General features: G+C 61.1%; 10 protein-coding genes. 5 read left to right on the top strand and 5 right to left on the bottom strand.

Annotated elements, in window-relative coordinates; translation table 11 throughout:
* Positions 1-124 precede the first annotated feature (124 nt).
* From IFT66_RS16645 to IFT66_RS16665, 5 genes are all read left to right on the top strand, one after another.
* Positions 125-1,138, top strand: a complete 1,014-nt coding sequence (locus IFT66_RS16645; RefSeq protein WP_092661214.1) for a carbohydrate ABC transporter permease — start codon at positions 125-127, stop codon at positions 1,136-1,138.
* 1 nt (position 1,139) lies between these two features.
* A complete protein-coding gene (locus IFT66_RS16650) occupies positions 1,140-2,306 on the top strand; it encodes a carbohydrate ABC transporter permease (protein ID WP_174195634.1) in 1,167 nt (388 codons plus the stop codon).
* 26 nt (positions 2,307-2,332) lie between these two features.
* Positions 2,333-4,000, top strand: coding sequence for a beta-galactosidase BglA (gene bglA, locus IFT66_RS16655; protein WP_192078252.1), 1,668 nt, complete (start codon positions 2,333-2,335; stop codon positions 3,998-4,000).
* Between the two features lie 33 nt (positions 4,001-4,033).
* A complete protein-coding gene (locus IFT66_RS16660) occupies positions 4,034-5,122 on the top strand; it encodes an ABC transporter ATP-binding protein (RefSeq protein WP_062579131.1) in 1,089 nt (362 codons plus the stop codon).
* Positions 5,123-5,305: 183 nt separating this feature from the next.
* Positions 5,306-5,662, top strand: coding sequence for a hypothetical protein (locus IFT66_RS16665; protein WP_113109509.1), 357 nt, complete (start codon positions 5,306-5,308; stop codon positions 5,660-5,662).
* Between the two features lie 72 nt (positions 5,663-5,734).
* Here IFT66_RS16665 and edd read toward each other — a convergent pair whose 3' ends face one another.
* The 5 genes from edd to IFT66_RS16690 form a co-directional block, all read right to left on the bottom strand.
* Complete coding sequence (gene edd, locus IFT66_RS16670; protein WP_192078253.1) at positions 5,735-7,552, bottom strand: phosphogluconate dehydratase; 1,818 nt, start codon at positions 7,550-7,552, stop codon at positions 5,735-5,737.
* A gap of 99 nt (positions 7,553-7,651) precedes the next feature.
* A complete protein-coding gene (gene pgl / locus IFT66_RS16675) occupies positions 7,652-8,350 on the bottom strand; it encodes a 6-phosphogluconolactonase (RefSeq protein WP_062579141.1) in 699 nt (232 codons plus the stop codon).
* Between the two features lie 7 nt (positions 8,351-8,357).
* Entirely contained in the window at positions 8,358-9,830 is a 1,473-nt protein-coding gene (gene zwf, locus IFT66_RS16680) for a glucose-6-phosphate dehydrogenase (RefSeq protein WP_062453773.1), read from the bottom strand.
* 96 nt (positions 9,831-9,926) lie between these two features.
* On the bottom strand, positions 9,927-11,216 hold the full coding sequence (locus IFT66_RS16685) for an NAD(P)/FAD-dependent oxidoreductase (protein WP_192078254.1): 1,290 nt from the start codon (positions 11,214-11,216) through the stop codon (positions 9,927-9,929).
* Positions 11,217-11,229: 13 nt separating this feature from the next.
* A complete protein-coding gene (locus IFT66_RS16690) occupies positions 11,230-12,669 on the bottom strand; it encodes a glutamine synthetase family protein (RefSeq protein ID WP_062453771.1) in 1,440 nt (479 codons plus the stop codon).
* Positions 12,670-12,819 lie beyond the last annotated feature (150 nt).

Genomic DNA, 12,819 nt, shown 5'->3' on the forward strand with positions numbered 1-12,819 from the left:
TGCTCTTCTCCCTCGACCACAGGGAGAAGGGTGGATGCGGGGGCGAGGGGCATTTCCAGGGTTGGCATTTCCCGGATATGACGACGGAAGACCTGCTTAGCACTGCAGAAAAGGGGGAGGGCCTATGTTAGCTCAGATTGCATCTGCCATGGGTGTCGTCGTTGCCGGCGTTTTTGCCTGCGCGCTCTACTACTGGCTTTCCGACAAGCTGCTATCAGTGGCACTTCCGGTGCCGGAAGGCGATGCCCGCAAGGCTTCGGCCAATCTCAACCGTAGAGCCACGATCCGCCCCTGGCTGTTTCTCGGACCCGCACTCCTGCTGCTCGCGGTCTATCTCGTCTATCCCGTCATCGCGACCTTCATCCTGTCCTTCTACGATCGTTCCGGCGGCAATTTCGTCGGCTTTGCCAATTACCGCTGGGCCTTCTTCGACGCGCAGTTCCGCCAGTCGATCTTCAACAACATCCTCTGGCTCGCCGTCGTGCCGGCAGCCTGCACCTTCCTCGGCCTGGTCATCGCGGTGCTCACCGACCGTATCTGGTGGGGAAATCTCGCCAAGAGCCTGATCTTCATGCCGATGGCGATCTCGTTCGTCGGCGCTTCGGTGATCTGGAAATTCATCTACGAATTTCGTGGCGGCAACGAAACGCAGATCGGCCTCCTGAACGCCATCGTCCGGGCAATCGGCGGCGATCCGCAGGTGTGGATCTCGCTGCCCTTCTGGAACAACTTCTTCCTGATGGCGATCCTGATCTGGATCCAGACCGGTTTTGCGATGGTCATCCTGTCGGCAGCGCTACGCGGGATTCCTGAGGAAACCGTCGAGGCAGCCGTCATCGATGGCGCCAATGGCTGGCAGATCTTCTGGAAAATCATGGTGCCGCAGATCTGGGGCACGATCGCTGTGGTCTGGACCACGATCACTATTCTCGTTCTCAAGGTGTTCGACATCGTTCTGACCATGACCAATGGCCAGTGGAACACGATGGTGCTGGCCAACCTGATGTTCGACTGGATGTTCCGCGGCGGCGGCGATAGCGGTCGAAGTGCCGTCATCGCGCTGGTCATCATGGCGGCGGTGACGCCGATCATGATCTGGAACATCCGTCAGGCGAACCGCGATATGGGAGACCATTGAGATGAGCGCTGCCGCAAGCCTTCGCCGCATCGGCGTTCCAAGACTGATCCTGCATGCCTCGGTTCTGATCATCTGCATCATCTGGCTGATCCCGACGCTCGGCATCCTCGTCACCTCGTTCCGCGATGCCGGCCAGATCACCTCCTCGGGCTGGTGGACGGCGCTGACGGGTGCTGCTGAAACCAGCGCCGCACGCCTTGGCGATCCCGCAAGCGCCCGGCAGGACGGCCCCAACTACAACATATCAGGCTCCGTCTTCGATGGCGGCGACGTCAAGAGCGGCAGTGTGGTCGCCTTCGGCACCAGGGTCGCTGCACCGACAGAATTCGAGGCCGGCAAGGAAGCGGATCTGGGAGACGGCGAGAAGCTCACCGTCAACACGGATGGCAGCTATTCCTACGTGAAGAGCGGCCCGTTCGACGACAAGCGCGGCAAGCGCATCTATCTCTCGATCACCCAACCGCCGAACTTCACCCTCAACAATTACCGCACGGTACTGACGTCCGCCGGCATCGGCCAGTCCTTTATCAATTCGCTGACGGTCGCAATACCCGCTACCATCATCCCGATCCTGATTGCAGCCTTCGCAGCCTATGCCCTGTCCTGGATGCAGTTTCCCGGCCGGTCGCTGATCATCGCGCTCGTGGTCGGGCTGATCGTCGTGCCGCTGCAAATGACGTTGATCCCGTTGCTGACGCTCTATAACGACATCGGCAACCTGTTCGGCGTGTCGTCGCGCTCCTATGTCGGGATATGGCTTGCGCATGCGGCCTTCGGCATGCCGCTCGCGATCTATCTCCTGCGAAACTACATTGCAGGTCTTCCCAAGGAGATCATCGAATCCGCCCGTGTCGATGGCGCCAGCGATTTCGAGATCTTCGTCAAGATCGTCCTTCCGCTGTCGTTTCCGGCACTCGCCTCCTTCTCGATCTTCCAGTTCCTGTGGACGTGGAACGACCTTCTCGTCGCCATGGTATTTCTCGGTACCGGCAAGGATCAGCTGGTCCTGACCGGCTCTCTCAACGCGCTGTTGGGGTCGATGGGCGGCAAATGGGAAATTCTCACCGCTTCGGCCTTCATAACCATCATCGTCCCGATTATCGTCTTTTTTGCACTGCAGCGATACCTCGTCCGCGGCCTGCTCGCCGGGTCGGTCAAGGGCGGATGATGTCTGTGAACCAACAGGGATAGTGGATGACAAGTTCGGCGGAAGTCTCCGGAGCAACGGACGCAGCAAAGGATCGGGACTGGTGGCGTGGCGCCGTCATTTACCAGATCTATCCCCGCTCGTTCCAGGACAGCAACGGCGACGGCATCGGTGACCTGAAGGGCATTTCCGCGCGCCTGCCGCATATCGCAGCGCTTGGTGCCGACGCCATCTGGATCTCGCCGTTCTTTCCGTCGCCGATGAAGGACTTCGGCTATGACGTCGCCAATTATTCCGATGTCGATCCGATGTTCGGCACGCTTTCGGATTTCGATGGCCTGATCGCGGAAGCCCATCGCCTTGGCCTCAAGGTGATGATCGATCTCGTCATGTCGCATTCGTCGGATCAGCATTCGTGGTTCATCGAAAGCCGTTCCTCGCGCTACAATCCCAAGGCCGACTGGTATGTCTGGGCAGACGCGAAGCCCGACGGCACGCCGCCCTGCAACTGGCTGTCGATCTTTGGCGGTTCGGCCTGGCACTGGGATCCGACCCGCATGCAATATTACATGCACAACTTCCTCACCTCGCAGCCGGATCTCAACCTGCACAATGCCGAGGTTCAGGATGCGTTGCTGGACATGACGCGCTTCTGGTTGAACCGCGGCGTCGATGGCTTCCGCCTCGATACGATCAACTTCTACTTCCACGACAAGCAATTGCGCGACAATCCGGCGCTCGATCCCTCGCGCCGCAACGCGTCGACGGCGCCCGCCGTGAACCCCTACAATTTCCAGGAACACATCTACGACAAGAACCGGCCGGAAAATATCGCGTTCCTGAAGCGCTTCCGCGCCGTTCTCGACGAATTCCCGGCAATCGCTGCCGTCGGCGAAGTGGGCGACAGTCAGCGCGGATTGGAAATCGTCGGCGAATATACTTCCGGCGATGACAAGATGCAGATGTGCTACGCCTTCGAATTCCTGGCGCCCGACGCTCTGACACCCGCCCGCGTGGCCGAAGTGCAGACCGCCTTTTCCGAGGCCGCGCCTGAGGGCTGGGCATGCTGGGCGTTTTCCAACCACGACGTCGTGCGCCATGTCAGCCGCTGGGGCATGGACGTGCTCGACCGTGAAGCCTACGCAAAAATGCTCTCGGCCATTCTTTTGACCCAGCGCGGCTCCGTCTGCATCTATCAGGGCGAGGAACTGGGCCTGACCGAGGCCGATATCGCCTATGCCGACCTGCGCGATCCCTACGGCATTCAGTTCTGGCCGGAATTCAAGGGCCGCGACGGCTGCCGCACGCCGATGGCCTGGGATGCTCAGGCGCTTCAGGCCGGCTTTTCGACGGCCGAAAAGACATGGTTGCCGATCCCGGTCGAACACCAGCTGAAAGCCGTCGGCGCCCAGTATGGCGATCCGGCTTCGGTGCTGGAGCAATACCGCCGCTTTCTCGCCTTCCGCAAACTGCATCCGGCCCTGAGCAAGGGGCAATTCATGTCTCTTCCGGTCGATGACACGGTGCTGGGCTACAAACGCCAATACGGCAATGAGACGCTGCTCTGCCTATTCAACATGAGTGCGGGCGAGGTCGCGACCGACCTGCCGATCGGTCAGTGGGACATGCTCGTCGGCCACGGTTTTGACAGCCGTGTCGAAGGCAATCGTGTCGAGCTGCCACCTTGGGGGGCGTATTTCGCTCGCCACACGTAAGAGACAACAAAGGGTAACGGGGAGGATCACGTCATGACCGGTGTCGTACTGAAGGATATCCGCAAGTCCTATGGCCAGGTGAAGGTGCTGCACGGCATCGACCTGGACATTGCGCAGGGCGAGTTCGTGGTGTTTGTCGGCCCGTCCGGCTGCGGCAAGTCCACGCTGCTGCGGATGATCTCCGGGCTCGAGACGATCACCGGCGGCGAGATGCTCATCGATGGTCAGGTGGTGAATGACGTTCCGCCATCGCGCCGTGGCATCGCCATGGTGTTCCAGTCCTACGCGCTTTATCCGCATATGACCGTCTACGACAACATGGCCTTCGGCATGCGGATCGCCAAGGAAAGCAAGGAGGAGATCGACCGCCGTGTCCGCGCGGCCGCCGATATCCTTCAACTGACGCCCTATCTCGACCGCCTGCCGAAAGCGCTCTCGGGCGGCCAGCGCCAGCGCGTGGCGATTGGCCGGGCGATCTGCCGTGACCCGAAAGTCTTTCTGTTCGATGAGCCGCTGTCCAACCTCGACGCAGCTCTCCGCGTCGCGACCCGCATTGAGATTGCCCGGCTCAAGGAGCAGATGCCGGACACCACGATGATCTACGTCACCCACGATCAGGTGGAGGCGATGACGCTCGCCGACCGGATCGTCGTGCTATCGGCCGGCCGCATCGAACAGGTCGGGCCACCGCTCGAACTCTATGAGCGCCCCAAAAACCTCTTTGTCGCGCGCTTCATCGGCTCGCCGGCGATGAACATCATGCCCGTCACCGTCAAGGAAACCGGCGCCGTGACCACCGTTTCGCTTGTCGACGGAAAGTCGGTCATCGTACCGATCTCGACCGAAACCGGGGCGAACGGCAAGAGCGCAAGCTTCGGCGTCCGGCCGGAAGATCTGACCATCGCGACCGGCGAGGATTATCTCTTCGAAGGCAAGGTCTCCATCGTCGAGGCGCTCGGGGAGGTCACGCTCCTCTACATCGAAGGCTTGTCGGCCAAGGAGCCGATCATCGCCAAACTGCCTGGGATCATCGACGTGAAAAGAGGCGACACCATGCGTTTTTCAGCCGATCCGCAGAAGCTGCATCTCTTTGACGCGGACGGGCAAACCTATCGCCGCTGACGGGTCGGTATAACTTTACATTTACCGGAATTTTGTGACTAATGCTCCGATTCGGGCCGGATATGAAATTCCAACGCTCTGTTAAACTTCAGGCCCTACTCTTTTGACATTGGAATAGGAGACACTGTCGTGACCGCGGCCCCCATTGGAAAAAGCCATTTTCTGAATAAGGAAGAGTCGTTCATGTACGACCGCGAAGCGCGGTTCAAGATGCATGACACGATGAACGCAGCCCGCATCGAGTATACCGAAAACGGCGTGATGAACATGGCGCAGCGCCGCTGCGACGTTCTGCAGATATCCGAAACCGAAGCGGTTCTCGGGATCATCACCCAGTACCACCTGCCCAAGCAATTTTATCTCGACATCCCGGACGCCCGCATCTCCAAGGTCGGCTGCATCCTGATGCGGGTCAACACCAACAACACCATTCAGGTTCGCTTCCTGAAGATGCTGACGAAGAAGGAGATGAACCGCATCTTCGTCTTCTCGACGCATCCGAACCACCGCGACATGACGATCGATCTCCGGGCCTGGTAAATCCACCGGTCCAAGGACCGCGGGCACTGTCGGAGTTCTTGAAAGGGCGGCTCAAGGCCGCCCTTTGTTATTTCAGGAAAACACGCTGGCGCCGTGCTCGGCACGGCCGACATTGCGGCGGAAGGCGGTGAAGAGTTCGCGGCCCATGCCGAATTCGTTTTCGGAAAGGTCGGCCGTGGCAGGCAGGCGTGCGTCGAATTCGGCGGAGTCCACCAGAACCTCCAGCGTGCCTGCCACCGCGTCGAGACGGATCATGTCGCCGTTCTGGATCTTGGCGATCGCCCCGCCATCGCAGGCTTCCGGCGTCATGTGGATGGCGGCCGGCACCTTGCCGGATGCGCCGGACATGCGCCCGTCGGTAAGCAGCGCCACCTTGAAGCCGCGGTCCTGCAAAACGCCGAGTGCCGGCGTCAGGCGGTGCAGTTCCGGCATGCCGTTCGCCTGCGGTCCCTGGAAGCGCACGACGGCGATGAAGTCGCGGTTCAGATCGCCGCGCTTGAACGCATCCTGCAATTCTTGCTGGCCGTGGAACACGATAGCCGGCGCCTCGATGATATGGCGCTCCGGCTTCACGGCGGAAATCTTGATGACGCCCTTGCCGATATTGCCGGTCAGCATCTTCAGGCCACCGGTCGGCTGGAACGGGGTTTCGATCTGCGCCAGAACCTTCGGGTCGCCACTTGTCTGCGGAACCGTATGGCGTGCCACAAGGCCCTTTTCGTCGAGCTTGGCTTCCACCGTATAGGCCTCGAGCCCGTGGCCGAACACGGTACGCACGTCATCATGCACCATGCCGGTCTTCAAGAGCTCGCGGATGAGGAAACCCATGCCGCCGGCTGCGTGAAAATGGTTCACGTCGGCCAGTCCGTTCGGATAGACGCGGGCCAGCAGCGGAACGATGTCGGAAAGCTCCGAAATATCTTCCCAAGTCAGATGGATGCCAGCGGCGCGCGCCATCGCGACGATATGCATCGTGTGGTTCGTGGAGCCGCCGGTCGCATGCAGGCCGACGACGCCGTTGACGATCGAGCGTTCGTCGATCATCTCGCCCGCCGGCGTGAACTCGTTGCCGAGTGCGGTGATGGCCAGCGCCCGCTTGACGGCCTCGCGTGTCAGCGCTTCGCGAAGCGGCGTGCCCGGATTGACGAAGGAGGCGCCGGGCATGTGGAAGCCCATGATCTCCATCAGCATCTGGTTGGAGTTGGCTGTGCCATAGAAGGTGCAGGTGCCCGGGCCGTGATAGGACTTGGATTCCGCTTCCAGAAGTTCGGCGCGGCCGACCTTGCCTTCTGCGTAGAGCTGGCGAATGCGCGACTTCTCGTCGTTGGGCAGACCCGTCGTCATCGGTCCGGCCGGAATGAACACCGCCGGCAGATGTCCGAACGAGAGGGCCGCGATTACGAGGCCCGGCACGATCTTGTCGCAGATGCCGAGATAGACGGCGGCGTCGAACATGTTGTGCGACAGGCCGATACCGGCCGACATGGCAATCGCATCGCGCGAAAACAGCGAAAGCTCCATGCCCGGCTGCCCCTGCGTGACGCCGTCGCACATAGCCGGAACGCCTCCGGCAACCTGGGCGATGCCGCCCGCCGCACGCGCCGCCTCGCGGATGATCGCGGGAAAGGTCTCGTAAGGCTGGTGAGCCGAGAGCATGTCGTTATAGGAGGTGATGATGCCGAGGTTCGGAACGACGTCGCCTGCGAGCGCATCCTTCTCGGCGGGGGAACAGACCGCAAACCCGTGGGCAAGGTTGCCGCAGGAGAGCGTGGTGCGATGTGGCCCGCGCGATGCGGCGCGGCGCACCCGGTCGATATAGGCCTCACGATGCGGTTTCGATCGTTCGACGATGCGGGCGGTGATCGCCTCGATGCCGGAATGGGCGCCCATGGTTCATCCTCCTTGGGTCGATCCCGGTCTGGGAGAGTGCCGGGATCGCTGGTGTTACTGCTCCGACCCCTCAAAAGGAGCCGCCAGGTAAGACGCGTGTTACGGCGCCCAGTAGATGTCGAGTGGCGAGGCGGCACGGTTCAAGACCGCACGGACCGGCATTTCGGTCTCGTCGGATCCGGCGATCGCCTTTTCCAGCACGTCCTTCTTGCCCTGTCCCTCAATATGCAGGGCCAGGAACCTTGCATCCGAAAGGCTGGAGAAGGAGAAGGTCAACCGCTCTTCGCCGGCCCCTTCCGCTTCCATCGTCATGACGCGGCAAAGACCGGTGAGGTCGAGCGCCTGTTCCAGATTGTTGCCATGCGGGAAGAACGAGGCAGTGTGCCCGTCTCCACCCATGCCGAGGATCACGACGTCGAACGGCTTGTCGAGCGCAGCCGTTGCCTTCGTGGCAATGACGGCCGCATCCTCGATCGAGGGCGCATCGTAATAGAGTGGCACGAAGGTTGCCGCCGCCGCATTGTTCGCCAAAAGATGCTTGGCGACCAGAAGATGGTTGGAGCGCTCGTTATCGGCGGGCACGAAGCGCTCGTCGACCAGCGTCACCTTCACCTTGTCCCAGGCAAGCTCGCGCTTCGAAAGCTCCTCGAAGAATTTCTTCGGCGTGGAGCCGCCCGAAACCGCGATGCAGGCGGAATCGCGTGCGTAGATCGCTGCGGCGAGGCGGCTTGCCACCTCGTCGGCAAGCGCGGCTGCCAGAGCCGCGCCGTCAGAATAGTCGTGGGTCGTATAGGTCATGGCTACCTCAGGTCTCGTGCCACGTGCGACCGTCGCGCTCGATCAGGGCAATCGCCTGGCTCGGTCCCCAGGTTCCGGCCGTATAGCCCTGAACCTGCTGGCCGGCGGCTTCCCAACCCTTGAGGATCGGGTCGACCCAGCGCCATGCGGCTTCCACTTCGTCGCGACGCATGAACAGCGTCTGGTTGGAACGGATCGTGTCCATCAGAAGACGCTCGTAGGCATCCGGGTTGCGCACGTTGAAGGCAGCAGCAAAGCTCATGTCCAGCGACACTTCGCGCAGGCGCATGCCGCCCGGACCCGGGTCCTTGATCATCAGGGACTGCTTGACGCCTTCGTCCGGCTGCAGGCGGATGATCAGCTGGTTGGCTGCAATCCGGCCAGCGCTCGCATCGAAGATATTGTGCGGGATCGGCTTGAAGGTGATGACGATTTCCGACATGCGGCTCGCAAGGCGCTTGCCGGTGCGGATGTAGAAGGGAACGCCGGCCCAGCGCCAGTTGCCGATTTCGGCCTTGATGGCAACGAAGGTCTCGGTGTTGGAAACGCCGCCTTCCAGCTCTTCCAGATAGCCTTTGACGGCGCCGCCTGCCGAAGCGCCGGCGCGGTACTGGCCCCGCACCGTCATCTGCTGAACGTTGGATTCGTTGATCGGCTTCAGCGCACGCAGCACTTTCAGCTTTTCGTCGCGAACGGCTTCCTGGTCCATCGACGATGGGACTTCCATCGCCACAAGGCACACGAGCTGCATGATGTGGTTCTGCACCATGTCGCGCAGAGCACCCGCCGTATCGTAGTAACCCGCGCGACCTTCGAGGCCCACCGCTTCGGCAACGGTGATTTGCACGTGGTCGATATGGTTGGCGTTCCACAGCGGCTCATAGAGCGCGTTGGCAAACCGCAGCGCCATCAGGTTCTGCACGGTTTCCTTGCCGAGGTAGTGGTCGATGCGGAAGATCTGTTCTTCCGGGAAGACCTTGCCGATCTGGTCGTTGAGCGCCAGCGCTGACGCAAGGTCGCGGCCGATCGGCTTTTCGACGACGATACGGGTCTGCTTGGTGATCATCTTGTGATCGCGGATTTTTTCGGAAATGGCACCGAAAATTCCAGGCGCGACGGCGAGATAGAACACGCGGACGCGGTCCTTGCCCTCGTCGAGCAGCTTCTTCAGCTCGGCCCATCCGCCTTCCGATTTCGCATCGACGGACACGTAATAGAGACGCTTGCAGAACTTCTCGACTTCCGCCTCGTCGTATTCACCCTTCTTGAGATGCTCCTTGAGGGCGTCCTGGGCGAACTTGCGGTAGTCGTCGTGCGAAAGCGCGCTGCGCGATGCGCCGATGATTCGGGTTGGTTCGGTGAAATGGCCTTCGATCTGACGATGGTAGAGGGCCGGCAGAAGCTTGCGCTCCGCAAGGTCGCCGGTGCCGCCGAAAACGACGCAATCAAACGGCTCGACTGGGATGATCTGGCTGCTCATCGCTATTCTTTCATCTCGCATAGTTGGTGGAACACATATTCTAATCGATTTAAAAACGCTAGCCCGAAATCGCAACTGGGCGGTAGGGGAGGCGTCTCACATCCTGTCTCTGAGCGCAAACCAAGTCAGCGCGAGGAACAGAAGAGGGCTTCGCATGCGCCGCCCGCCGGGGAAGGACGGTATGTCGAGGTCCCGCAGACAATCGAGCTCGGTGCGATTTCCCAGGACCATATCGGCGTAGAGTTTGCCGCAATAATTCGACAGCATCACGCCATGACCGGAATAGCCGCCGATCGATGTGACGCCCGGCATCACCTCGCGAACGAACGGATGCCGCGGCAGGGTAATCCCGACATTGCCGCCCCAGGCATGGGTGATCTGGACATCCTTCAGCGCCGGATAGGTATCGACGATCTGGCGGCGGATGGCCTCGGCCGTGTCCTTCGGATTGCTCGACGTGTAGACCTCGCGGCCACCGAACAACAGCCGGTTGTCCAGCGACTTGCGGAAGTAGCGCACCACGAAACGGCTGTCGCAGACGGCCTCGCCACCGGGAATGACCTGCGGAAACTCGTCGAGCGGTTCGGTTGCCGCGATAAAGGATCCGATCGGCATGATATGCGCGCCGGTCACCGGTTCGAGATTGCCGATATAGGCGTTGGTGGCAAGCAGAACCCGAGCGGCCGAAATCGTGCCGCGCGGCGTCTCGATCAGCGTCTTGCCGCCGGACTGCGTGATCCTGGTTGCCGGCGTTCCCTCGTGGATCGCAGCGCCTGCGTCATGCGCCACCCGTGCCAGTCCGATCAGGAGCTTCAGCGGATGGATATGGCCGGTTCCCATGTCGCGCACGCCGCAATGGTAGTCGGTCGTGCCGACCCGCTCGGCGGTTTCCTCCGCGCCCATGAACGTCACATGCGGATAGCCGTAGCGCTCGGCCGCGATTGCGGCATTGGCCTGGTAATATCGCTCGTATCCCCGCTTGTGGGCAACGTTCAGCTGTCCCGGCACGTATTCCATGTCGATGCCGTGGGCGGACGCGAAATCCATCAGATAGCGCTTGGCGCCCTCGGCCATGTCGAACAGCGCTTTCGAGCGCTCGAAACCCAGCTTTTCCTCGATCTCTTCCGGCCATGAGCGCTGGCCGGTGCCCAACTGTCCGCCATTGCGTCCCGATGCGCCATCGCCAAAATGCGCGGCCTCGATCAGCACCACCGACGTGCCGGCTTTCGCCAGCGTGTAGGCGGCCTGGAGCCCGGTATAGCCGCCGCCGATGATGGCAACGTCAACGCTCTTCGAGCCGTCGAGGGGAGGGTAGGTCGCCCGGTCGCCAACGCTTGCCTGATACCAAGAAATGCCCGAGGCGATGGGGCTCTGCCAATTGTCCAAGATACCTTTTCCCTCACACGTTGAGGAGCAGGAATTCCCGTTCCCAAGGGCTGATCACCTGCATGAACGTCTCGAACTCCCCACGCTTCACGCCGGCATAAAGGCCGATGAATTCCTTGCTGAACACTTCCGCAAGCGCCGGCTCGTCCTCGAGCAGCGAGACGGCCTTCAGAAGGTCGCGCGGCAGGTCGATCTCGCCTTCATTGGCGGAATCTTCCGTGGGCGGTGTCGGATCGAGCCTGTTTTTGATGCCGAGCAGGCCGCAGCCGAGAGAGGCAGCAAGCGCAAGATACGGATTTGCATCGGAGCTCGGCAACCGGTTCTCGACACGCCGCGAGTTCGCGTCCGAAACCGGTACGCGAAAGGCCGTGGTGCGGTTGTCGTAACCCCAGGCGGAGTTGACGGGTGCCGCCATATCCGGCGTCAGGCGCCGGTAGGAATTCACGTAAGGCGCCATCATCACCAGCGCCTTCGGAATGAAGGCCTGCATGCCGCCGATAAAGTGGAAGAATTCCTCCGATGCCGAACCGTCGGCATTTGAGAAGACGTTCTTTCCGGTCTCGATCTCCACCACCGACTGGTGGATGTGCATCGCCGATCCCGCCTGGCCCTGCATCGGCTTTGCCATGAAGGTTGCGTAGATGCCGTGTTTCAGTGCCGCCTCGCGAATGGTGCGCTTGAACATGAACACCTGGTCGGCCAGTTCCACCGGATCGCCGTGGCGAAGGTTGATTTCCAGCTGCGCCGGGCCTTCCTCGTGGATCAGCGTATCGATCTCGAGGCCCTGCTTTTCGGAGAAATGGTAGATGTCGTCGATCAGTTCGTCGAACTCGTTGATGCCGGCAATCGAATAGCTCTGTCCACCGAGGATCGACCGACCGGAGCGGCCCTTCGGTGGATGCAGTGGGTAATCCGGGTCGTCGTTCTTGGCGACCAGATAGAACTCGATCTCCGGCGCCACGACCGGCTTCCATCCGCGGTCGTTATAGAGCTTGACGATGTTCTTCAAAACGTTGCGCGGCGTATAGGACACCGCCTGGCCGTCGGTATCGACGATGTCGCAGATGACCTGCGCCGTCGGGTCGCTTTCCCAGGGCACGACGGCAAGCGTCGAAAGGTCAGGCATCAGCTTGAGATCGCTGTCGCGCGGCTCATAGCGGAAGTTTGCCGTCTCGTCGGGATATTCACCGGAGATCGTATGACGATAGAGCGCCGAAGGCAGCGCCAGCGAGGTGTTGGAGGTGAACTTCGACGAGGGCATCATCTTGCCGCGCGGCACACCGGCAAGATCGGGCGTGATGCATTCGATGTCTTCGATCCCGCGTGCCCGAAGCCAAGCGGCCGCCTCGCGCCAGTCTGCAACGCCGCGAAGCGAAGTCAGCGTCGGCTGGGCTGTCGCGGCTTTCGCCACGGTTCCGGTTGCCAGGACAGGGGAAGATTTCTTGCGCGGCATAACACACCGGGGTCATGTTGATCGGAGCCCCATCATAGCCATGGAATGATGTTTGGGAACACTCTTTGGCAATGATCGAGCCGACTTCGCTATTCTAGCGCCGCCATCTTGACTTGGTGGCCCCAATCGAAAACAGCAAGTCGATGACGA

Source organism: Rhizobium sp. CFBP 13726 (genome assembly GCF_014841925.1).
Taxonomy (GTDB): Bacteria; Pseudomonadota; Alphaproteobacteria; order Rhizobiales; family Rhizobiaceae; genus Neorhizobium; species Neorhizobium soli.